We start from the raw sequence: 22,491 nt of genomic DNA on the forward strand, positions 1-22,491 counted from the left end.
GCATCATCAGAAATTTTCACTTTTGCTGGAACCATAACGCCCCAGTGTGCGTTTGGTTCCCGAGTTTAGTGAAAAAAATGAGGAAAACATAGATGACCGAGCTGACCGGAGTTTCCGTCGCAGATCAAATTGGCCCGCTCTTGCCGTTTCTGCGCCGTTATGCCCGTGCCCTCACCGGTTCACAGGACAGTGGCGACGCCTACGCCGCAGCATCGCTTGAGGCGATATTGGCAGATCCCGCCCAGTTCGATGCCGATCTCGCGCCGCGGGTCGCGTTGTTTCGTGTTTTTCACGGTATATGGTCAACGTCGGGAATGCCCGTTGACGCTGATGGCGGCAGTTTTGACATCCAATCGCGCGCCCACGCCCAGCTGGCACGCCTGACGCCGAACACGCGCGAGGCCTTGCTGCTACGGACGGTCGAAGAGTTCTCGGTCAGCGATATCGCCGCAATTATGCAGATAGAACCCGCCGAGGCTCAGAAGCTGATCGATATCGCCTACGAGGAAATGGCTCGCCACACTTCTGGCCGCATTTTGATCATCGAAGACGAAGCAATCATCGCGATGGATCTTGAGACGATGGTGGCCGACCTGGGCCACCAGGTCATCGGGGTCGCACGCACCGAGACCGCCGCCATTGACCTGGCCAAGCGCGAGCCGTTCGACCTGATCCTGTCGGACATTCAGCTGGCGGACAAATCTAGCGGAATCGATGCGGTGAACCGCATCATTGCCCAGCACGGCGATTGCCCCGTCATTTTCATCACCGCATTCCCCGAGCGCCTTCTGACAGGCAAAGGCCCCGAACCCGCCTTTCTGATTTCCAAACCCTACACCGAAGAACAGGTCAAATCGGCCGTCAGCCAGGCCATGTTCTTTGCCTCTAGCGCCGTGATCGAGGTCTGACCCGGCAGGACCGCGCTGCAAGAAAAAACTCAGGCGATGAAACACGAGGAACACCATGGAAAACGAGATTGCACAGACCGCAGAGAACGTGACGAACACCGTTTGGGCCGAACTGTCGCAAGTTCTGAATACCGAGCTGTATGACGGGAAATCGCTGAGCGACCTGCTGACGCTCGAGGCCCTTCTTGGCCTTGTCGCGAACACGATCGCCGCGCTGATCCTGTTGGTGCTTGGGCTTGTGATTTCAAGATATGTCAGCCGGAAGATCCGGGGCGTCGGTGAAAAATCGGAACGCCTGGACGATACGTTGTTCAACTTTCTTGGCAATCTGGCGCGCTATACGATCCTGGCGTTTACCGGGCTGTTCATTCTGAACACGTTCGGGGTGCAGACGACGTCGATCATCGCGCTGATCGGTGCCGCCGGTTTGGCCATTGGTCTTGCGTTGCAAGGCACATTGTCCAACGTTGCAGCCGGCGTGATGATCATCCTGTTCCGGCCGCTCAAGATCGGCGATTTCGTCGACGTGAATGGGGTGCTCGGAACTGTAAAAGATATCACCCTGAACTACACCGAAATTGCGGATATGGGGAACGTCAAGGTTATCGTTCCCAACGCCGAGGTGTGGGGAAACACCATCAAGAACTATTCCGTCTACGAGACCCGTCGTGCCGAGTGGACGTTTGGCGTTGGATACGGCGTCAACTTGGCGGAGGCCGAGCGCGTCATTCGCGAGACGATCATGTCGGACGCCCGTTCGCTGGCTGACCCCGAACCGTTCATCCAGGTGAACAATCTTGGCAGCAGCAGCGTCGATTTTCTTGTCCGCGTCTGGTGCAAGTCTTCGGACTACTTCCAATACCAGGCAGACATGAAGCGCAAAGTCAAAGAGGCGTTGGACGAAGCGGATATCAATATTCCGTTTCCGACCCGCACTCTGTTGATTGAAGGCGAAAAGACTCAGCGAGAAAAAGCGATCGCGGCAGAGTAACCTTGACTGTTGACCCCAGATGCCTGAAGCCAGCACTCTTCAGACAAAATTAGGGGTTTGAGCAACGGAGGTGCGGTCATCGGGCTGGGTCGCTAAAATGATTGCCGCGACTGAAACGCCAAAATGAGTTGGCCTGATCCTCTCCCAATGAAGTGGTCCGCCATTATGCTTGGGAAAACCGAAGATCAGCATGGCAACGAAGAGACACAAGCCAGAGGAGATTGTCACGAATAGTAATCCTTGGGCTAGAACCTGAGCGGCAGTACCTGTCTTGGTAGGCCCAGCGCTGGTCAATATGATCCTAATCAGTCATTTCACGCTCAGACTCCGGCTGGCTCGAAGCTCAAACATGCAATTAAGTCCACTTGGCATCCCAGGGCAGGCAAACGGTCGTGCCAACCTTCTTACCTATCTCGATGCCTGTCTGGTCGAAGCGACGCATGAACTCAGCGCCCGACTCGTCTTGTCTCCGTTGCAAAGTGACAGCTTCCTCTGAATCCGAAACGCTCACTATGGCACGATGAACGTCCTCTTTCAGATTGGGGGGGCAGCCGTTTTCGGTCGAAATCGGGCTCCCGTGCTTGTCAAAGAACTCGCCCGGAGTGACGACGACTTTGAACTGGTTTCCTGCGTCCTTTTCCGGTTTTTCCACCCTGCTTGTGTGACGTCAGCGCCAATGGGACAGTTTAAGTCGATTTGATAAGAGAGGGTTTCTGGCACATCGTACCCACCAAGGAGTGGAGATGAGACAGAAACCCGGAACACGCAAGAGCCACGGCGAGAAGGTTGTCAATGACATCCGCCGTGCCACACGCAAACAGTATTCGGCCGAAGAGAAGACCAGGATCGAGCTGGACGGCCTCAAGGGCGAGGACCACGTCCGAAACCCGTGCCCCCACCGCCACCCGCGGTTTGACATATCTGCAAGGCTGGTTTCCGGACTTGAAAGGGGCTTGCACCCGGTTGCGACACCTTCCCGGGATCCTCGTCCCAGTGGTTGATTGTCGAACCTGACCTTCCTTACCGTTGCGGGGGCAGTGCCGGAATTCCACCGGCTTCCCAATTCTCCGCTGCCTGAGAATCAAACAGCGGCACCTCACGATGGCAGCGTACTTTTTACCCGCTTGGGCGCTGAAATGCTGGCGGCATTTCCGGTTTCAAAACAGACATGGAAACATTCCGGCAAAGTGGACAGCACCGGGATCACGGTCCTTGGCTGAGGGGCGTGGCAGGCCCGCAAGCACGGCGTTCTGCGGGTCCAATGGCCTTGCGGTGTATGCGGCCACGTCTGACATCCACGCCGTCAAACTGACCCCCAACCGCGACGGCGACGGCCTGGTCGCTGTGATCAGAAACGAAACGTTGCGCGTCGCCTGACCTTGGCTGGGAAAGAGAGTGTCAGGCCAAAGGAAAGCGGTTTGCAGCAATGCCCGTTTGGGTGACGTTGATCCGTGCGGGATGGTGCTGGCTTGCCATGAGGCAGGTAAAGACGGCGAATATCCGTCATGCGAGAGTTGCCAGCCCATCCTGTCAACGGATGGTAGAAAACCTCATTTTGTCCATAAAAAATTGTCTTTTTTCGGAAAAACCATTACGTTTTCCGACAATGGTGGAAAACACCGGAGGCAGTAAGAGAGCAGATGCCAAAACCGAAAACAGGTGTTTTGCGGGCAAGGGTTCCTGCGCGCCTCATGGGAAAACGGGATGGTCTGTTTTTCCTCTGGGGGCAGATAGAACGCGCGCGTTTGAAAATCGAATGCGGCGAACGCGCCGAGGGCGCAGCCTCGGACGGGCCAAGGGCGAACACGGCCGGAGAGGTCAAGGGATCGACGACCGCATTGGTGGACGAGTTTATTTTCTACTGACTGTTGTGATGAAACCGGGCCTGGCGGCCCTATTTCTTCTCGAAGAACAGGATGACTTCACCCAGACGGACGCCATAGCGTGAGACATACGCGCGGTTCAGCAGACGGTCGTCATCCAGCAGCCACATCCAGTCGTCGAACTTGACACGCATGGTCCCGTTCTTGATCGGCAGGTCGATCTTGTATTTCCAGTTGAACGTATCCCCGCGTTCAATCCCGCTGGCGGTGCCCAGTACGCCAGGCGCCGTACCGGTCCATGTATCCTCTCCGGTTTTGGTCAATGTCCAGATGCGTTGTTCCGTCGCGCCATCATCGTAGACGAAGTCTTCGATCAGGGTCAGGGTTTCGCCGTCCCATGTCCCGTCGATATCAACCGTGAATCTGCGGGGGATATTTCCCAGAACATCCTGAAACTGACCGTAGGCCACGGTTTTACCGTCGAAGAATTCCTCGAGGTTCAACTGTCGGTCCGACAGAAATGTTTTTGGTACTTTGGGTTTGCTGGAGCAGGCCGCCAGAAGCGCGAGACTCGTGATGGCGACGCAGGCGATGAAAGAGCGAAAGGTGATCATTGCAACGGCTTCCCTTCCGAAGTCGCGTCATACCCGTTCGAACCAATCGCGTGGATCGGTTTTGATTTCGGGTTTGCACGCATCGTGGCGACAAGTTCCGCGACCTTGATGCCGAATTTGCGCATCTCGGACCGGTTCATGATGACGCCGGTTTCTGTCAGGTACATCCAGTCGGTGACATCCAGAGTATGCCCGCCAGCGTCCTCGGGCAGGATGATGCGATAGGTGAGTTTCACGGTTGACCCCGAGATGACACCCCGACCTTCGCCCACGATATCATCCGCCATTGCCGTGAATGTGTCTCCGGTTCCCAGCGTCAGGTACCATTTGCGGGTCATCTGTTTTCCGTTGGAATACGTGAAGTACTCGGTCAGCGTGCCCGCGTTGCCTTGCCATTCACCGGACATGCGCGCGACAAAGCTGTTCGACATTTTGCCGTTGGGGCCATAGATCAGGCCCTCGGACAAGATCTCTCCGTTCAGGTGTTTTTTCAGCGAAAAACCTGGCCCGGTGCCGCTGTAATCGGACGGCGATTGCGCGCGAAAACTCAGCAGCCTTGCGCGGATGAAGGCAGCGGTCAGAAGGACCAGAAGGATGATGGTGAAAGCGTTCATTTTCTTGTGACCTCGGCAGGCAGGGTCAACACCATCCCGAACGCTCCGACTTTCAGGATGCAGGGCAGCACCGCATAGGCAAGATTGAGTGTGGTCAGTGCCTGTGCGGAATTGGTTTGACCGGGGGTGAAACCGCTGCGTTCCAGCAGTGGCAGAGTGAAAAAGGCAGCCAGGGCGAGGCCCAGTTTGCCAGCGAAGGACCAGATGCCAAACGCGGCTGATGCGTTCAGCCCGGCCCGGGTCAGCACGATCGAGAACATGGCGGGCAACACGACCATATCCGCGCCCAGCGCCGCGCCCGAGGCGAGACAGATGACGGCGAACCCGGTAAGGTTTCCTGCACTCAGTGTGGCCGCGCCGATAAAGCCAGCGATCGAGAGCGGCATGGCGATTATCAGAGTCTGTTTCGGACCAATCCTGTTGCTGAGCTTTGCCCAGAGCGGGACGCTCGCGCCTGCACTCAGGAAGAACAGGATCAACAAGGGACCCGCCTTGCCCGGCAGTTGCAGCCGGTCTTCCACAAAAAACAGAAACAGGGTTGAAGTGATGGCAACCGGAAGGCTGTTTACCAAAGCCAGTGCAAGAAGGCGCAAGCCGCCGGCCTGACCCAGTCCAGAAAAAGACAAACCTGTTCCTGTTATCGGGGTCCGTCGCCAGATCGGGACAGTCAGCACCAGGGTCAGAATGGATAGCAGTCCCAGAAACATTCCGAAAGCGGGGTAGCCTTGGGATTTAGCTCCGAAAGCAACCAACAGGGCTGGTGCGCTGGCTGCGATGACCACGCCGGTCAACTGCCCGCCTTCACGATAGGCGGCCAGTGTCATCAGCTCTTTCGGGTCGGTTCGCTTTGCCAAAGTTGCGCTGCGACCATACAGAATAATGGTTCCCAGGCTGTATGCTGAAAACAGCAAGATCAGGATTGCGACCAGTTCCGGCACGCTGGCACCCTGCGGCAGATTGAAAAGCAGGGGAAACCCGATCGCCAGCCCCAAAGCCGCCATCGCCGCAAATGCAAGCTGGCCGCCGGGCCATCGGTCGATTGCCCAACCAATCAACGGATCCTGCACCAGATCCACCAAACGGATCACCAGCAGAACGGCACCAATGACCCCAAGGCCAATACCCAGGTTCACTGCTGCAAAGCGCGGCAAGTGGATATAAAGAGGAATACCCGCCGCAGCAAGCATCAGCGCATAGAGACTGACCCGGGGATAGAGCATCATCGCCCCTGTAGCCTGCGCGTGAAGGACGCGGACCGCGTGTTGTCCCCCAGGAATACGGACATGAAACTGCGTTTGATGCCCGGATAGGCCATGGTGCAGGTCTTTTGCCCGTTCAGCCAGAAACTGACCTTGTCGGGACCGTCGGAAACCGCCAGATAGCTGTCCCCTTTTGCCACGGCCTTGAAGCACCGGTTCAGTTCGTCGCGAACGGGCGCTGAACGGCCGATGCGGTCCATCTCGTCCAGCGTCGAGTTGACCAGCGCTTTCTTCTTGATGTTCTTGCGATAGGTCAGTTGCAGGGCGATATCTTCGCTCCAACTGAACGGCGCGCCCTTGGGCGTATAAAGTTTGGCGTCATAGATCGGAAAACCCAGATACCGGAACGTCGCGGTTCCGCGCAGTTGGGCATCGTTCAGCTCTTCCGTGACCGGCGATGCGATCAGCCCCTTGGGGATCAGCAAAGAAAGTGCAAGAAACGCCGTGCGCCATATCGCCTTATTCGGCGGCGACAGAAATGGCCGTGTCTTTCCCAGGAATGCCATTGTCAGCTCCGATGGTTTGCGGGGCGCCATTTATTCGAGCAACGACATGCATCGCGCTGGCTATCCCGTCTTCGTGAAATCCGTGCCGGTTGTAAGCGCCGGCAAACCAGGTTCGGTTCTGTCCCTGCATCTCGCGGATTTGCCCTTGCGCCTTCAGGGCGGCCTTGTCGAATACCGGATGGGCAAATTCGACCTGATCATAGATTTTATCCGCGGGAATTTCTGTTGAGGCGTTCAGCGTTACAAACAGCGGGTCACTGTCCGGAATGTTCTGAAGCCGGTTCATCCAGTAGGTCACGCCCACATCTCCGGCTTGCGAACGATAGGTCCAGCTTGACCAGCAGGCGCGCCGCTTTGGCATCTGACCTGGGTCACAATGCAGTATGGCCGTATTCGGCTGGTAGCGGATCGCGCCCAATGCAGCTGCTTCCGCGGGGGTCGCGCCTTCACCCAAAATGCCAAGCGACTGGTCCGAATGGGTGGCCAGGATGATTTCATCGAACTGATCCACGGCCCCTCGGCTGTGGATGGTGACGCCCATCTCGTCACGGGATACATTCTGAACAGGGCTGGCCAGACGTATTTCTGCCCCCCGCGCACGAAGGGCTGCGTCGATTCGGCGAACATACTCTATGCTGCCGCCTTTGACCGTGTACCATTGATGCTGGTTTGCACGACCACTTGCCAGCAAAGCGTGATTGCGGAAGAACTGCACCAAAGAACGTGCGGGGAACTGATCCACGAACTCGACCGGCGTAGACCAGATGGCACCGCACATCGGCATCAGATAATTGTGCCGAAACCAGTGACCCAGCCGCAGTTGGTCCACCAACTCACCAATCGTGGTGTCGTCGTCCTTGGCGGCTTCGGGGGCTTCTTTGCCAAACCGCAGGATATCGGCGATCATTTTATAGTAGGCCGGGCGCGCCAGGTTGCGCTTTTGAGCGGTCAGAGTGCGCAGGTTGTTCAACCCGTATTCAATGCGGCCATTGTCGATGGTCGCGCCAAAGCTCATCTCACTTTCGATCACGGGTACGCCCAGCTCATCAAATAGCCGGGTCAGATAGGGGTAGGTCGCATAGTTGAAGACGATGAAGCCCGTATCGACCGGTTGGTCCCCGTTCTTCCCAGCCATCACCGTGCGGGCATGGCCACCAAGTCGCGGTTCGGCCTCATAGACCGTCACGTCGTTGTTTTCTGAAAGATAGTAAGCGGCGGAGAGACCCGAAATGCCTGCACCTACAATCGCGATCTTCTTCCGTACATCCCGGGTTTCGTCGAACATTCCAGCCTCTTTATGTGACGTTTTACAAGAAGATACGCAGGGTAGGCACAAGTGGATCAATCCGATTGGAAGTTTTTAACAGATGCACTACCTCGTGACTTCTGGTTTGAGCTTCCGTGACTTGCGCCACCGTTTTGATCCAACGCGGATGCGAGGCCGTATTATTGTGACACACAACTGAATCGGCCCACACATGAGCAGCTTTGACGGGAAAACCATTTGGATCATCGGCGCAAGCGAAGGTCTGGGCCGCGCTTTGGCGCAGGCGCTTGGCCGGAAGGGTGCGTCCCTGATCCTGTCGGCGCGCAATTTGGAGCGGTTGTCCGAGATTTGCTCAGAATTGCCGGATGCGCGCGCGATCCGGTGCGATGTAACCGATTTAGACTCTGTTCGTTCGGCTGTTGCCGAGGCGGGGCATGTCGATGGGCTGGTTTACAATGCCGGGGCTTATGACCCCATGCGTTCGGCCGAATGGGACACCGAAGCGTCCCTCAGGATGAGCGATGTGAACTATCTGGGTGCGCTGCGGGTTCTGGGTGAAACCGTTCCGGGCTTTGTCCGGGCTGGCCAGGGAGAGGTTACTTTGATCGGGTCACTGGCCGGGTATCACGGGCTGCCCGCCGCAATCGGGTATGGCGCCAGCAAGGCCGCGCTGATTTCGCTGGCCGAGACGATGCGGCATGATCTGGCGGGTACTGGCGTGACAGTGCGTATCGTCAATCCCGGCTTCATCAAGACCCGACTGACCGAAAAGAACAGCTTCAAGATGCCGATGTTGATGACGCCCGAGGATGCGGCGGATCGCGTGGTCAAGGCAATGTCTCGCCGCCGTTTCCGTGCGGATTTTCCGGCACCGTTTTCCTGGTTCATTCGTCTGATTGACTACCTGCCGGACCTGCTGGTTTATCGTGGGAAATAGACTCTAACAAAACTGTCCCTGACAGAACCAGCCTGCGGACATCGTGCCTCCGTGCCCGTAGAACAACCACAGGCGTTCCCCCTGTTCTGTCACCACCACCCAGTAATCGCGCACCCCGCTGCGCCAGTTGGGGTCATCCAGCCACCATTCCGGCGCGATACGTTCCGGGCCGGTGGCCTGCGCCAGACGCCAGTCGCGCCCACGCCAGCGAAAGGTGCAGGGCAGATTCGGGGTTTCCGGCGCCATCACGGGTTCGGGCTGCCACATCAGCAAAGGCCGGGGGCGCGGCGGGGCAGGCCAGTCGCGCGCGGGTTCCGACCAGGCCGCCGCCAGCGTCTGCGCCGTTTTCTCGGGGATGTGCGAGGCCGCCGGGTGCCGCCGCGTGATCGCATCCAGCCCCACCCGCGCGCCCAGCTTGGCCGTAAGATCATCCACGGCTGTATTGCCCTCAAGCCGGTTGCGGGCCACACGGCGCGCTTCGGCATGACCGGCGATGGTGCGGGCATGGATGGGTTCCGTCTGGATCGCCTCAAGCCGCAGCATGTCGATGCCATAGCCAGCGTCGATCTTGTCAATTTTCATCTCTAACAAAGGGCAAATACGATTTTTGTCATAGGTCGGACGGGCCAGGCCGATCTCGATAACCTCAGCGGCCTGATCGGCCCGGTGGGCTTCCAGACGCAGCGTGCGGACCCCGCGCCCCTTCTCTTCCAGCTTGGTGCAGAGCGTTGGCAGAATCCGATCGACGGCAGCCATCACGTCTTCGACCAAGCCAATCGGGTTGGGCAGAGTCATCCGCACCGCAAAGTGATGTGGCGGACGGGCGGGCGAGACCGGCTCGGGCGCGCTGCCCATCGCCTGATCCAGCCGCAGCACCAGCCCGCGCCCGAACCGGCGGGCCAGCGAGGCGCGCGGTTGGCCCAGCAGGTCGCCGATCCGCCGCAGGCCCAGCCGGTTCAGCTGCGCTACGGTCTGATCGTCCAGCCGCAGCGCCGCGATGGGCAGGGGGCTGAGCGCGCCATAGGCCTGCCCCGGCGCGGCAATCCGCGCGCCACCGCCCAGCGACACGACTTGCGGCGCGGCGCCGCCCCTGGTCCAGTGCCGCCGCTTGCCGGCGCGGGCGCGGGTGGCGCGGGCTTCTTGGGAAATCGCATCGCCGTTGCGGTCGGATGTGGCTTCTTGCCCGGCATAGCGGGCCAGCGCCCAGGCCGCGCCCAACGTGTCGGCGATGCCCATCTGCACGCTCAGGCCCATATCGGCGCAGTCGGTTTCAAGCACGCTCAGCAAGGCCTCTTCACCGCCGAACAGATGGGCGCAACCTGACAGGTCAACGATCAGGCCATCGGGGGCCTCTTCAGCCACCCAGGGGCTGAACTTGCCCGCCCAGCGGCGCAACGCGGTCAGAAACGCGGCCTCGGCCGGGGTGTTGCGGGGGCGGGTGATCAGGCTGGCGCACATGGCATGGGCATCGCGCACCGGCTGGCCCACGCGCAGACCAGCGGCCTGTGCATCAGAGTTCAGCGAGGTGATGACCTGCATGTTCGACTGTTCGGCCACAACGGCCAAAGGCCCGCCATGCAGGCCCCGCGCAGCGCGGATCAGCCGTTCGGCCCCCAGACGGGGGAACCACAGCGAGAGTATTCGGCGTTTGGGCATCGGGCAGACATCAAAATGTTCTTATTTTGTTCTTATCTGAGAATCACCTGCCGAGTCCACGCTTACCCGCAGGTCAGACGCTGAATAACACCGGCGCCGTCCACATAGACGTTCAGCCTGTCGATGCGGTAATCCTGTGTGGCGATGTCATCGGGTCCAAGTACGCGCGACCGCTCGGGCAGGTTCGCCTGAATGGTCGAAATCGGCTGGCCAACGGTATCGGCAAACGGCTCACCCTTGCAAAAGGCCAGATCGACCGGTGCATCTTCTGAGACAACGGCAACATCCTGCGGAATGCTTGTGTCTGCGCAGGCCGCCAGAAGGATAAAGATCGGTAAAAAACGGAGCATTGGCGTTCCTCATTCTGGCAATGTCGTTTCTGCAATATCAAATAATTAGCCGACCTGCCAAGAAAGCACAGTTGAAAACACCCTGCAATTGACGCAGGGTCGGGGCAAAAGTGACAGGGAGACAAATACCATGCGTACCCGTGCTGCCGTCGCCGTACAGGCGGGCAAACCTTTGGAAGTGATGGACGTAAACCTCGAAGGCCCCAAGGCGGGCGAGGTTCTGGTTGAAATCAAGGCCACTGGCATCTGCCATACGGATGAATTCACCCTGTCGGGCGCCGACCCCGAAGGCCTGTTCCCGGCCATTCTGGGCCATGAAGGCGCCGGCGTCGTGGTCGAGGTCGGCCCGGGCGTAACGAGCCTGAAGCCGGGCGATCACGTCATCCCGCTCTACACCCCCGAATGCCGCGAATGCGATTACTGCCTGCATCCCAAGACCAACCTGTGCCAGGCCATCCGCGAGACGCAGGGCAAGGGCCTGATGCCAGATGGCACCTCGCGCTTTTCGACGCTGGATGGAGATCCGATCCTGCATTACATGGGCTGTTCGACCTTTTCGAACCACACGGTCCTGCCGGAAATCGCGCTGGCCAAGGTGCGTCAGGACGCGCCGTTCGACAAGATCTGCTATATCGGCTGCGGTGTGACCACGGGCATCGGCGCGGTGATCAACACCGCCAAGGTCGAGATCGGCAGCCGCGCCATCGTGTTCGGCCTGGGCGGTATCGGTCTGAACGTGATTCAGGGCCTGCGTCTGGCCGGGGCCGATCAGATCGTCGGCGTCGACCTGAACCCCGCCAAGGTCGAGATGGCCGAGAAATTCGGCATGACCGATTTCGTCAACCCGTCCGAGGTCGAGGGCGATCTGGTGCCCTATCTGGTGAACCTGACCAAGGGCGGTGCGGATTACACCTTTGACGCCACCGGCAACGTGCAGGTGATGCGCGCCGCGCTGGAATCGGCGCACAAGGGCTGGGGCGAATCCATCATCATCGGCGTGGCGCCCGCCGGGGCCGAGATCTCGACCCGTCCGTTCCAGCTGGTCACCGGCCGGTCGTGGCGCGGCACCGCCTTCGGCGGCGCGCGCGGTCGCACGGATGTGCCCAAGATCGTCGACTGGTACATGGACGGCAAGATCGAGATCGACCCGATGATCACCCACACCATGGGTCTGGACGACATCAACCACGGCTTTGACCTGATGCATAAGGGCGAAAGCATCCGGTCGGTGGTCGTTTACTAGTGTCAGAGGCCTTCGTCGCTCAAACTAGTTCCGAACTCTATGAAATACTAAGGACATGGGGGGCTTCGGCTCCCCCTCGTTTGGAGCGAAGAGGACGGCAGAAGGAGCTCGAAAGATTTTGTCTTCGGCTCCTCCTGGACTTTCAGAACCAAAGCGGTCAACTCAAATTTCCGCTGGAAGTTGTGGAAAGTGAGAACCCGGATTTCATTCTGACCGGTCAGGGAATCAACATTGGTATTGAGGTTGTCGAAGCTTGCGATCCTCGCGAGCAAGCAGAGTGGACGCGTTTCGCAAAAAATGTACAAGCTTCAGAAGAGCCAATCAGCCGTGACATAGGCTTGATGGACCCACAAAGAAAACCCAAGTTTCGAAACCTGGTTCAAAGAGCAATCTTTTCAAAAGCTAAGAAATCGAGTTCAGACGTAGATCAACTCCTCATCTACTCAAATACGGATTTAGACAACTTTGAAGATCTTGAGTGGAAGTTATCCGCATTGGAGGCGTGCGAAAACCCGGGGTCAAAGTTCTCTAAGATTTGGATCATAAGCGGCAGAGATGTTTTCTGCTTAGCATCATGAGCCCGGCCGTGTCGCACCTGTATCTGATCGAGGCGACCGCACGCGCAGAACCGGAGTGTTGACCGACGTCGTATTCGCCCGGCTTTCGCGCCAGACAACGTAGACACCCGAAGCGATGATGATGCTGGCCCCGACTGCGACCCACATGTCGGGCGTTTCGCCAAAGAACATCATGCCGAACAGCGTCGCCCAGATGATCTGGCTGTACTGGCTGGGGGCAATGACCCCTGCGGGCGCAGCCCGATAGGCCAGAATGATCAGGTGCTGGGCGATCACCGAGAATACGCCAACCAGCGCCATCATCGCCAGATGCAGCAGGGATGGCGGCTGATATACGGCGGGTTGGGCAACGCTCATCACAGCAATAGCCAGCAGCATCGGATACAGGATCAGGACGGCCGAGCGTTCCTCGTTCCCGATCTTGCGCACCAGCACCGATGCAAAGGCGCTGCAGAATGCGGCCATCAGGGCGGCCAGATGGCCGAGCGTGATATCCGTTGCGCCGGGGCGCAGAACGATCAGTACCCCGATCAGACCCACGCCAACCGCAGCCCAGCGCTGGGCCCGGACGACTTCGCCCAGTATCGGAATCGACAGGACCGTGACGATCAGCGGGAAAGAAAACAGCAACGAATAGACCTCGGCCAGGGGCAGGACCGAAAAGGCATAGAACGCGCAGGACATGGCTGTGACCATCAGACCCGAGCGCAGCAACACCAACCAGGGGTGATGCGGCCGGAAGTTGCCCGTGGTCCGGTCCGTCAAGATCGTCACTGCCATCGGGACAAAGGAAAATAGCGTGGCAAAAAAGATGATCTGCATCACCGAGTAGGTCCCGCCCAGCGTCTTGATCAGCGCGTCATGGGTGGCAAAGACCGCAAAGCCCGCGAATGCATAGCCAAGACCCCGGAGGGTGGTGTTCTGAGTGCTCATGGGTCGGCCTCGGGTGATGTGTCGATGTGAAGGGGCAGCACAAAAGGGGCTGTCTTGTCTCTGACTAACCCTATTTTCTCGACCCGCATAGCCCCTAATTTACCGCTAACATCGCAAGGCAGCCATGCCGTGGGTTCAACTCAGGATCGGTGGCGCGTCCTTGGGCTGGCGGGCCGATTGCACCCCGGCCTTCATCCCAACACCGATGCGGCGCGCCAGAGCGACCCATGGTGTGGCGGTTTCCGGAGGCAGGGTCTGGGTGGCGACCTTTTCGAACAGGTCCAGCCAATGGGCGAACATCTCGGGCTTCACGTCCGGTCGTTCGATATGCACCCGCTGCGGGTTGCCGTCATAGCTGCGCTCGAACAGGATGGCGTTGCGCCAGAAGGATGCGATCTTTTCCTCATGCGCGGGCCAGTCTGTGACATGGTTGGCGAATACCGGGCCAAGTACCGCGTCCTGCCGCACACGGGCGTAAAAGGCGCGAACCTGTGCGTTGATCTGCTCGGGCGTCGCGGGAAAGCGCGGCGGAAGGGTTGGTCTGGTCATGGTGGCCTGTTTTCGCCTCTGTTTTTTGGCAGATAGGCGGTTCCGGCGTTATGTGACAGGGGTGGTATTGTCGCGCTGCCCTGGCGTCAGCAGGTGCCGCAGCAGAGCCACGGGATGCGCCCGCAGGCTCAGGCGGGTGGCGACGTAATCCTCGACCACCTGTTCGCCCAGCGACATCCCGGGCAGATGGGCGGCGGGCTCGTCCAGCGCCTCGCCTTCCAGATCCTGCGCGAACAGCGGCAGAGGCCTGGCGGTGGCGATCGCCTTGGCCTGCCACAGCGCCTCGCGCGGGGTCAAGCCGCAGGCGGCAAAGGCATCGGCCTCGGCCAGACGCTCGATCACCGAGGGGCCAAGGCCCGCGCGGCGCCAGACGTCGTCAACCTGATGGTAGCCGTTGCCGCGCGCGGCGGTCAGCCAACTGGCGTCCTCTTCGCTCAGGCCCTTGATCTGGCGGAAGCCCAGCCGCAGGGCCAGCCCGCCATGGCCGTCGGGCTCCATCACGTTGTCCCAGAAGCTGGCATTGATGCAGACCGGGCGCACCTGCACCCCATGCTCGCGCGCATCGCGCACGATCTGGGCGGGGGCATAGAACCCCATCGGCTGCGAGTTCAGCAGCGCGCAGGCGAAAATCCCCGGATGGTGGCACTTGATCCAGGCGCTGGCATAGACCAGCAGCGCAAAGCTGGCCGCGTGGCTTTCGGGGAAGCCGTAGGAGCCGAACCCCTCGATCTGCGAGAAACAGCGCTCGGCAAATTCGGCGTCATAGCCGTTGCGCTGCATCCCGCGCAGGAACAGGGCGCGGAATTCGCTGACATTGCCATGTTTCTTGAAGGTCGCCAGCGAGCGCCGCAGCCGGTCCGCCTGTTCCGGGGTGAAACCCGCGCCGACGATGGCGATCTGCATCGCCTGTTCCTGAAACAGCGGCACGCCCAGCGTCTTGCCCAACACCTCGCCCAGTTCGTCCGAGGGGAAGCTGACCTCCTCCTCGCCGTTTCGGCGGCGGATATAGGGATGCACCATGTCGCCCTGAATGGGGCCGGGGCGGATGATGGCGACCTCGATCACCAGATCATAGAAATTGCGCGGCCGCATCCGGGGCAGAAAGTTCATCTGCGCACGTGATTCCACCTGGAACACGCCGACCGAATCCGCGCGGCACAGCATGTCATAGACCGCCGGGTCCTCGGGCGGCAGGGTGGCGAGCGTATAGCTGGTCTGGTGGTGCTGGCCAATCAGATCAAACGCCTTGCGGATGCAGGTCAGCATGCCAAGGCTCAGGACATCGACCTTGAGGATGCCCAGCGTGTCGATATCGTCCTTGTCCCAGCAGATGACGGTGCGGTCCTCCATCGTGGCGTTCTCGATGGGCACCAGCTCGTCCAGACGGCCCTCGGTGATGATGAATCCGCCCACATGCTGGGACAGGTGGCGGGGGAAGCCGTTGATTTCATAAACCAGTATTAGAGTCTGTTTCAGGCGCCGATCCTCGGGGTCGAGGCCGATCTCGCGCATCCGTTCCGCCTCGAGCCCCGAGGCCGAGAAAAACCCCCACAGCTGCGAGGACAGGGCGGAAATCGTGTCTTCGGTCAGGCCCATGGCGCGGCCCACCTCGCGGATGGCGCGCTTGCCGCGATAGTGGATCACGGTGGCGCAGAGCCCGGCGCGGTGGCGGCCATAGCGTTCATAGATGTGCTGGATCACCTCTTCGCGGCGTTCATGTTCGAAATCCACGTCGATGTCGGGTGGCTCGTCCCGCGCCTCGGAGACGAAGCGTTCAAAGACCATTGTGCCCATCTCGGGGCTGACCTCGGTGATGCCGAGACAGAAACAGACGACGGAGTTCGCCGCCGAGCCGCGCCCCTGGCACAGGATGCCGCGCGAGCGGGCGAACTGCACGATGTCGCGGACGGTCAGGAAATAGGGCTCGTATTTCAGCTTGCCGATCAGCGTCAGCTCATGCGCCAGCATCTTTTTGGCTTTCTCGGACGCCCCGGCGGGATAGCGCCATTTCAACCCTTCATGTGCCAGCCGATGCAGGCGCTGGGTCGGGGTTTCCTGGTCGCTGCCCTCGCTGGGATATTCATAGCGCAGCTCGTCCAGCGAGAATGTGAGTTCCTGGCTGAGCGCATAAGCGCGGGCCACGGCGTCCTCAAAGCCCTTGAAGATGCGCAGCATCTCGGGTTCCGAGCGCAGGCGCTGCTCGCCATTGGCCAGCGCGTGACGGCCCAGGTCGTCCACCTTGCGGCGCAGGCGGATGGCGGTCAGCACATCACCCAGCTTGCGGCGCGAACCGTGATGCATCATCGGTGCGGCGCTGGCGATGGTGGGCAGGCCCAGATGGTCTGATTCAATCTCTAACATTGAGAAAAACGCGGAATCCGCCCCGTCATAGCGGGGATGCATCAGCAGGTGCATGCGCCCGGCAAAGCGGCGCGTCAGCTGTTGCGCCTGTGTCCGCCATCCGCTCGCGCCGCCGGTCGGACGGCCCGCCTGTGGCCAGAGCAGCAGGTGCAGACCGTCGGAGAACTCCAGCAGGTCGGACAGGTGCAGGATGCAGTCGCCCTTGGCCGCGCGCAGCCGCCCGGTGGACAGGAGGCGGCACAGGCTGGCCCAGCCCTGCCGGTTGAGGGGCAGGGCGGTGACGGGCGGGGCATCGGTAAAGAGCAGCCGCGCCGCCGGGATCAGCCGCGGCACCGCATGCACCGGAAACGAGGGCGGTTTCGGGATGTGATCGGGGCAGGGCGGGCCGATGGGCGTGTTCTGCTCGTCCCATGCGCGGCGTTCACGGACCTTGCGGGCGATCTCGCGCGCCTGGGTGTGGGCGCGGACGATCCCGGTCACCGAGTTGTCATCGGCGATGGCGATGGCGGGCAGGTCCAGGGTGACGGCGCGCTCCATGTACTCCTCGGGGTGCGAGGCCCCGGTGAGGAAGGTGAAGTTCGAGGTGATCGACAGTTCGGCATACATGGCGATTCCACATTATATTCACGTTTTGTTCTTTTTCGAGTCCTTTGCGCAGGAAACGGGTCGCCTGGACCTGAACAGGCGCGCATGGTTGCAGAAAAAGGAGACACGAGATGTTCAAAATCACCGCTCTGCCCACTGACGAAGTCCGCGCCCTTCAGGCAGGTCAGCCTGATGCCTATGGCCACACGCCCGAGCGCGCCGTTTCGTCGGGGGCTGGCAATCCCTGTCGCCACTGCCTGAGGAACATCCCCGAAGGCGCAGAGATGCTGATACTGGCGCATCGCCCCTTTTTAGAGCCACATCCCTACGCTGAAACAGGACCGATCTTTCTGTGCGCAACGCCTTGCAAGCGCTATGAAGGCGACGCCCTGCCCGAGATTTTGACCACTGCACCGGACTATCTGATCAAGGGGTATGGACCAGATGACCGGATCGTTTATGGCACCGGGGCAATCACGCCAAAAGATCAGATCGACGCAAAAGTCAGCGCCATCTTTGCCCGCCCGGACGTGGCCTATATTCACGTAAGATCGGCACGGAACAACTGCTACCAAGCGCGGATAGACCGGGTTTAGAGCTTGACCCGGTGCAGGCCCCGGCGTGGCTGGTCCTGATCGTCGGCCGGGGCATCGTCGGCGCGCGAGGAGGTCAGGGCCAGGAACACGTCCTCAAGATCGGCCTCTTCGGTGCGCACGTCGCGGATGCGGATGCCGGCCGCCCGGACGGATTCCAGAACCTGCTCGGCGCTGGTCCGGGCGCTGCGATATTGCAGTATAAGGCTGCCGTCTTCACGTAAGCTGGCCTCGACGCCTTCGGTCACCGGCAGGTCGACCACCGGGGTGTCGGGAACAATGACCATGGTCCGGCTGTCCATGCGGCCCAGCAGGTTTGCGGTACTGTCCTGAGCGATCTTTTCACCGTGGTTGATGATGGCGATTTCGTCACACATCTCCTGCGCTTCTTCCAGATAGTGGGTGGTCAGGATGATGGTCATGCCCTGTTCGTTCAGCTTGCGCACATTGGCCCACAGCATCTGGCGCAGTTCGATGTCCACGCCTGCCGTGGGTTCGTCCAACACCAGGATTTTGGGGTGATGGACCAGCGCCTTGGCCAGCAGCAGCCGCCGCCGCATCCCGCCCGACAGCGTGCGGGCATAGGCCTCGGCCTTGTCGCTGAGGCCGACCAGTTCAAGGATTTCATCGCTGCGTCGCTCGGATTTCGGAACGCCGTACAGGCCTGCCTGAACCTCCAATGCACCCCGAGGGGTGAAGAACGGGTCAAGGTTCAGCTCTTGCGGCATGACACCAATCGCGGCGCGGGATTGTCGCGGATTCTGATCCTGATCGAAACCCCAGATCGATACACGGCCCGAGGACTTCACCACCAACCCGGCGAGAATATTGATCAGGGTCGATTTCCCGGCGCCATTCGGGCCCAGCAGCCCAAAAACCGAACCCCCGGGAACAGTCAAATCAATGCCTTTCAGCGCGTGTTTCTCAGGCTGACCCTTGCCGCCACGATAGGTTTTGCGCAGACCTTCTATCCTGATTGCCGCATCGCTCATGTGGCTCTTGCCCCCGGATTGCTCATCGCTCATAAACGCACCTAATGCATGCCCGCGAGGCCGACAACCGAAGAAGGATCGCCAGCCGTGACCATCGAAGCGCCGGAAACCAAGATCGTTGAAACCGCCCGTGTCGCCTGTGACGGCGGCGAAGGCGCATTGGGCCATCCGCGCGTCTGGCTGCAAATCCCCGAGGATACAGGCTGGGTCGAGTGCCCGTATTGCGACTGCAAATATGTGCTGAAAGGCACCGAACAGGGCTGATTGCCCGACCAACCGGGTTTCGCCCAAATCTTGCCCCGGTTTTCATGATAGTGCTTTGGAGCTACCAAAGCAGGGATACGTGATGACCGTAATTTCGACCACTGACAATGCTGACCCGGTTTTCGGATGGGTTGGGTTCGGCATCGCGTCTTTGGCGTTGATTGCCGCGTTGTTCGTATTCTGGGCGGGGCCTTTTGCACCTCAGCAGACTGCGGGTGTGTCGCTGGGTGAACTGGCAGCCGAGATCGGCAAATCGACCCTGAGGGCCGCCGCGGGGGTGGAACAACCCGAGCCCGTTGCCCGCGCCCGCGATCTGGATGATTTCCTGCGGATCGGTGTTGCCATGCTGGGCGGGCTTGCGATCGTCATCTCTGCCGTTGGCATCCTGCGTCACGAAAAGCGGCGCCCTGCCATCGCCGGAATGGTTATCGGTACGGGGGCAATCCTTTTCCAGTTCTTTGCCCTTGCGTTTTTTGCGTTGCTTGGGGTGTTGGTGATCATGGCTTTGCTGAACAGTTTCTCTGACGTCTTCTCGGGGCTGTTTGGCGGTTAGGCTGCGTTCTTGGCTGGTCACCCGCGCGACCCTGTGGCAGAACCATCCCTGACCGATAGGGAGCGCGCGCATGAGCAAATTCGGAAAAGGGTGTCACCTGCATCTGATCGACGGATCGGCCTTTATTTTCAGGGCCTACCACGCGCTGCCACCGCTGACCCGCAAGTCGGATGGTTTGCCGATTGGGGCCGTTTCGGGCTTTTGCAACATGCTGCAGCGGTACGTGGATGGCGACCACGGCTCTGATGCGCCGACCCATCTGGCAGTGATCTTCGACAAGGGCTCGCACACCTTCCGCAACGACATGTACGACCTCTACAAGGCCAACCGCGAGGCGATGCCCGAGGACCTGCGCCCGCAGATCCCGCTGACCCGGCAGGCGACCGAGGCCTTCAACATCGCCTGCAAAGAGCTGGAGGGGTACGAGGCCGACGACATCATCGCCACGTTGGCCTGCCAGGCGCGCCAGGCCGGGGGGCGGGTGACCATCGTCAGTTCCGACAAGGACCTGATGCAGCTGGTGGGCGACGGTGTCGAGATGCTGGACGCCATGAAGAACAAGCGCATCGACCGCGAGGGGGTGTTCGAGAAATTCGGCGTCTATCCCGAGCGCGTTGTGGATGTTCAGGCGCTGGCCGGCGATTCCGTCGACAACGTGCCGGGCGCGCCGGGCATCGGGGTCAAGACGGCTGCCCTTCTGATAAACGAATACGGTGATCTGGAAACACTGCTGGACCGGGCCGAGGAAATCAAACAGCCCAAGCGCCGGCAAACCCTGATCGACAAGCGCGATCAGATCGAACTGTCGAAGAAACTGGTGCAGTTGGACGAGAACACACCGCTGGATTTCACGCTGGATGATCTCGAAGTGCGGGAGCCCGACGCAGAGACCCTGCTGAGTTTTCTGGCGGATATGGAGTTTCGCACACTGACCAAACGGATTGCTGACAAGTTGGGCGTCGAAGCACCGGCCATCGCCGATGCACCGGCGCCTGCGGCCAAGGAAGTTGAGGCCGAGACGATCCCGTTTGACTCGGCGAAGTATGAATGTGTCCGTGATGCAGTGGCTCTGCAAAAGTGGATTGATCAGGCCCATGAGCGAGGCTGGGTTGCGGTGGATACCGAAACCACCGGTCTGAATGAAATGATCGCCGATCTGGTCGGTATTTCGCTGTGTGTCGAGGCTGGCGAAGCCTGTTACATCCCGCTGACCCACCGCGATGGTGCGGCGGATGATCTGTTCGGCTCAGACGCGCTGGCTGAAGGGCAAATGCCGCTGGATGAGGCGCTGACACTGCTGAAGCCGGTGCTAGAGGACCCTTCGATCCTCAAAATCGGGCAGAACATGAAATACGACGCCAAGATATTCAGGCGTCACGGCATCAATGTGACCCCCATCGATGATACGATGCTGATGTCCTACGCCATGCACGGTGGCGAGCATGGGCACGGGATGGACACCTTGTCCGAGAGATACCTGAGCCACACGCCGATCCCGATCAAACCGCTGCTGGGGTCGGGCAAATCGGCGATCACCTTCGACAAGGTGCCGATCGACGAGGCCACCGCCTATGCCGCCGAGGATGCCGACATCACCCTGCGCTTGTGGAAACTGTTCAAGCCGCAGCTTCACCGGGTGCAGGTGACGACTGTCTACGAGACGCTTGAACGCCCTTTGGTGCCGGTTCTGACGGAAATGGAGATGCACGGCATAAAGGTCGACCGCGATGTGCTGAGCCGCATGTCGAACGCCTTTGCCCAGAAAATGGCCGGGTTAGAGGCTGAAATTCACGAGCTGGCCGGCGAAACCTTCAACGTCGGCTCACCCGCGCAGCTGGGCGAGATCCTGTTCGAGAAGATGGGCTTGGAAGGTGGCAAGAAGGGCAAGACCGGCAAGTACTCGACCGGCGCCGATGTGCTGGAAGATCTGGCGACCGAGCATGAATTGCCGCGCCGGGTGCTGGACTGGCGCCAGCTGTCCAAGCTGAAATCGACCTATACCGACGCGCTTCAGACCCATATCAACCCCGACACGGGCCGGGTGCACACGTCTTACGCCATCACCGGGGCGAATACCGGGCGTCTGGCCTCGACCGACCCCAATTTGCAGAACATCCCCGTGCGCACCGAGGAGGGCCGCCGTATCCGCGAGGCCTTTGTCGCCGAGGCGGGCAATGTTCTGGTCAGCCTCGACTACAGCCAGATCGAGCTGCGCATCCTGGCACATATCGCCGACATTCCGACTCTGAAACAGGCCTTTGCCGATGGGCTGGACATTCACGCGATGACGGCATCCGAGATGTTCGACGTGCCGCTGGATGAGATGACGCCGGATATCCGCCGTCAGGCCAAGGCGATCAACTTTGGTGTGATCTATGGCATCTCGGGCTTCGGCCTGGCGCGCAACCTGCGCATCCCGCGGGCCGAGGCACAGGGTTTCATCGACCGCTATTTCGAACGCTTTCCGGGCATTCGCCAGTATATGGATGACACGGTGGCATTTGCCAAAGAGCACGGCTATGTCCAAACCCTGTTCGGGCGCAAAATCCACACGCCCGAGATCAACGCCAAGGGGCCGCATGCAGGATTCTCGCGCCGGGCGGCGATCAACGCGCCGATTCAGGGCACGGCGGCGGATGTGATCCGGCGCGCGATGGTGCGGATGCCGGGTGCGATCAATGGGCTGCCCGCCAAGATGCTGTTGCAGGTCCATGACGAACTGTTGTTCGAAGTCGCCGAGGATTCCGTGGATCAGACCATCGAGATTGCACGCGACGTTATGGAGAACGCGCCCGACCCGGCGGTGAAGCTGGACGTGAAACTGACGGTGGATGCGGGCAAAGGCGCCAACTGGGCCGAGGCGCATTAGCAAGCGCCATGCCGCTCATCAGGCCCGGCGGGCCATCTTCGCGGCA

The 22,491-nt window shown here is 60.2% G+C and carries 22 protein-coding genes and 1 riboswitch; of the genes, 10 read left to right on the forward strand and 12 right to left on the reverse strand.

Features of this window, described 5'->3' with window-relative positions; translation table 11 throughout:
• Positions 1 to 92 precede the first annotated feature (92 nt).
• A complete protein-coding gene (locus tag AC2FFD_RS14240; protein ID WP_480685778.1) occupies positions 93 to 908 on the forward strand; it encodes a response regulator in 816 nt (271 codons plus the stop codon).
• Positions 909 to 963: 55 nt separating this feature from the next.
• Entirely contained in the window at positions 964 to 1,899 is a 936-nt protein-coding gene (locus tag AC2FFD_RS14245) for a mechanosensitive ion channel family protein (protein WP_171172690.1), read from the forward strand.
• A gap of 355 nt (positions 1,900 to 2,254) precedes the next feature.
• On the opposite strand, the gene AC2FFD_RS14250 is transcribed toward AC2FFD_RS14245, so the two are convergent.
• A complete protein-coding gene (locus AC2FFD_RS14250) occupies positions 2,255 to 2,551 on the reverse strand; it encodes a hypothetical protein (protein WP_496873399.1) in 297 nt (98 codons plus the stop codon).
• Between the two features lie 258 nt (positions 2,552 to 2,809).
• Positions 2,810 to 3,013, reverse strand: a riboswitch (cobalamin riboswitch).
• Positions 3,014 to 3,539: 526 nt separating this feature from the next.
• Between AC2FFD_RS14250 and AC2FFD_RS14255 the strand changes: the two genes are divergently transcribed.
• The gene (locus tag AC2FFD_RS14255) at positions 3,540 to 3,764 is read left to right on the forward strand and encodes a hypothetical protein (protein WP_170346793.1); all 225 of its coding nucleotides are present in this window, start codon (positions 3,540 to 3,542) and stop codon (positions 3,762 to 3,764) included.
• A 29-nt stretch (positions 3,765 to 3,793) separates the two neighbouring features.
• On the opposite strand, the gene AC2FFD_RS14260 is transcribed toward AC2FFD_RS14255, so the two are convergent.
• From AC2FFD_RS14260 to AC2FFD_RS14280, 5 genes are read right to left on the reverse strand one after another with little or no spacing between them, the layout of a single operon-like run.
• Entirely contained in the window at positions 3,794 to 4,336 is a 543-nt protein-coding gene (locus AC2FFD_RS14260) for a DUF3833 family protein (protein ID WP_480685779.1), read from the reverse strand.
• On the reverse strand, positions 4,333 to 4,950 hold the full coding sequence (locus tag AC2FFD_RS14265) for a DUF3833 domain-containing protein (RefSeq protein ID WP_496873400.1): 618 nt from the start codon (positions 4,948 to 4,950) through the stop codon (positions 4,333 to 4,335). The genes AC2FFD_RS14260 and AC2FFD_RS14265 overlap by 4 nt, the downstream gene beginning before the upstream one ends.
• The gene (locus AC2FFD_RS14270; protein WP_496873478.1) at positions 4,947 to 6,170 is read right to left on the reverse strand and encodes an MFS transporter; all 1,224 of its coding nucleotides are present in this window, start codon (positions 6,168 to 6,170) and stop codon (positions 4,947 to 4,949) included. The genes AC2FFD_RS14265 and AC2FFD_RS14270 overlap by 4 nt, the downstream gene beginning before the upstream one ends.
• Positions 6,170 to 6,715, reverse strand: a complete 546-nt coding sequence (locus AC2FFD_RS14275) for a hypothetical protein (protein WP_496873401.1) — start codon at positions 6,713 to 6,715, stop codon at positions 6,170 to 6,172. The genes AC2FFD_RS14270 and AC2FFD_RS14275 overlap by 1 nt, the downstream gene beginning before the upstream one ends.
• Positions 6,669 to 8,000: an NAD(P)/FAD-dependent oxidoreductase gene (locus AC2FFD_RS14280; protein ID WP_496873402.1), complete on the reverse strand. Its 1,332-nt coding sequence runs from the start codon at positions 7,998 to 8,000 to the stop codon at positions 6,669 to 6,671. The genes AC2FFD_RS14275 and AC2FFD_RS14280 overlap by 47 nt, the downstream gene beginning before the upstream one ends.
• 193 nt (positions 8,001 to 8,193) lie before the next feature.
• Here AC2FFD_RS14280 and AC2FFD_RS14285 point away from each other — a divergent pair, with 193 nt between their 5' ends.
• The gene (locus tag AC2FFD_RS14285) at positions 8,194 to 8,919 is read left to right on the forward strand and encodes an SDR family NAD(P)-dependent oxidoreductase (protein WP_496873403.1); all 726 of its coding nucleotides are present in this window, start codon (positions 8,194 to 8,196) and stop codon (positions 8,917 to 8,919) included.
• A gap of 3 nt (positions 8,920 to 8,922) precedes the next feature.
• Here the strand turns inward: AC2FFD_RS14285 and AC2FFD_RS14290 are convergent, their stop codons facing one another.
• Both AC2FFD_RS14290 and AC2FFD_RS14295 read right to left on the reverse strand, forming a co-directional pair.
• Positions 8,923 to 10,575 (reverse strand): Y-family DNA polymerase, encoded by a 1,653-nt coding sequence (locus AC2FFD_RS14290; protein ID WP_496873404.1) that lies wholly within the window; start codon positions 10,573 to 10,575, stop codon positions 8,923 to 8,925.
• A 62-nt stretch (positions 10,576 to 10,637) separates the two neighbouring features.
• Complete coding sequence (locus AC2FFD_RS14295) at positions 10,638 to 10,925, reverse strand: I78 family peptidase inhibitor (RefSeq protein ID WP_257599580.1); 288 nt, start codon at positions 10,923 to 10,925, stop codon at positions 10,638 to 10,640.
• 130 nt (positions 10,926 to 11,055) lie between these two features.
• On the opposite strand from AC2FFD_RS14295, the gene AC2FFD_RS14300 reads away from it, so the two are divergent.
• Positions 11,056 to 12,168: an S-(hydroxymethyl)glutathione dehydrogenase/class III alcohol dehydrogenase gene (locus tag AC2FFD_RS14300; protein ID WP_496873405.1), complete on the forward strand. Its 1,113-nt coding sequence runs from the start codon at positions 11,056 to 11,058 to the stop codon at positions 12,166 to 12,168.
• Between the two features lie 182 nt (positions 12,169 to 12,350).
• Positions 12,351 to 12,746 (forward strand): hypothetical protein, encoded by a 396-nt coding sequence (locus AC2FFD_RS14305; protein WP_496873406.1) that lies wholly within the window; start codon positions 12,351 to 12,353, stop codon positions 12,744 to 12,746.
• On the opposite strand, the gene AC2FFD_RS14310 is transcribed toward AC2FFD_RS14305, so the two are convergent.
• The 3 genes from AC2FFD_RS14310 to AC2FFD_RS14320 all read right to left on the reverse strand — a co-directional run bounded on the left by AC2FFD_RS14310 (position 12,741) and on the right by AC2FFD_RS14320 (position 17,195).
• The gene (locus AC2FFD_RS14310; RefSeq protein WP_496873407.1) at positions 12,741 to 13,679 is read right to left on the reverse strand and encodes a DMT family transporter; all 939 of its coding nucleotides are present in this window, start codon (positions 13,677 to 13,679) and stop codon (positions 12,741 to 12,743) included. The genes AC2FFD_RS14305 and AC2FFD_RS14310 overlap by 6 nt on opposite strands.
• 135 nt (positions 13,680 to 13,814) lie before the next feature.
• Positions 13,815 to 14,228: a group III truncated hemoglobin gene (locus tag AC2FFD_RS14315; protein ID WP_496873408.1), complete on the reverse strand. Its 414-nt coding sequence runs from the start codon at positions 14,226 to 14,228 to the stop codon at positions 13,815 to 13,817.
• Between the two features lie 48 nt (positions 14,229 to 14,276).
• A complete protein-coding gene (locus AC2FFD_RS14320) occupies positions 14,277 to 17,195 on the reverse strand; it encodes an error-prone DNA polymerase (RefSeq protein WP_496873409.1) in 2,919 nt (972 codons plus the stop codon).
• 110 nt (positions 17,196 to 17,305) lie between these two features.
• Here AC2FFD_RS14320 and AC2FFD_RS14325 point away from each other — a divergent pair, with 110 nt between their 5' ends.
• Positions 17,306 to 17,770 carry a DUF1203 domain-containing protein gene (locus AC2FFD_RS14325; RefSeq protein ID WP_170346780.1) on the forward strand — a complete coding sequence of 155 codons (465 nt, stop codon included), beginning with the start codon at positions 17,306 to 17,308 and terminating at the stop codon, positions 17,768 to 17,770.
• Here AC2FFD_RS14325 and AC2FFD_RS14330 read toward each other — a convergent pair.
• Complete coding sequence (locus tag AC2FFD_RS14330) at positions 17,767 to 18,759, reverse strand: ABC transporter ATP-binding protein (RefSeq protein ID WP_496873479.1); 993 nt, start codon at positions 18,757 to 18,759, stop codon at positions 17,767 to 17,769. The two genes, AC2FFD_RS14325 and AC2FFD_RS14330, sit on opposite strands and share 4 nt — an antisense overlap.
• Positions 18,760 to 18,846: 87 nt before the next feature.
• Between AC2FFD_RS14330 and AC2FFD_RS14335 the strand changes: the two genes are divergently transcribed.
• The 3 genes from AC2FFD_RS14335 (at position 18,847) to polA (ending at position 22,445) form a co-directional block, all read left to right on the forward strand.
• Positions 18,847 to 19,023 carry a zinc-finger domain-containing protein gene (locus AC2FFD_RS14335; protein WP_170346779.1) on the forward strand — a complete coding sequence of 59 codons (177 nt, stop codon included), beginning with the start codon at positions 18,847 to 18,849 and terminating at the stop codon, positions 19,021 to 19,023.
• A gap of 82 nt (positions 19,024 to 19,105) precedes the next feature.
• A complete protein-coding gene (locus AC2FFD_RS14340; RefSeq protein ID WP_496873410.1) occupies positions 19,106 to 19,576 on the forward strand; it encodes a hypothetical protein in 471 nt (156 codons plus the stop codon).
• A 70-nt stretch (positions 19,577 to 19,646) separates the two neighbouring features.
• A complete protein-coding gene (gene polA, locus AC2FFD_RS14345; protein ID WP_496873411.1) occupies positions 19,647 to 22,445 on the forward strand; it encodes a DNA polymerase I in 2,799 nt (932 codons plus the stop codon).
• Positions 22,446 to 22,491: the final 46 nt, after the last annotated feature.

This window comes from Ruegeria sp. YTSC002 (assembly GCF_059609845.1).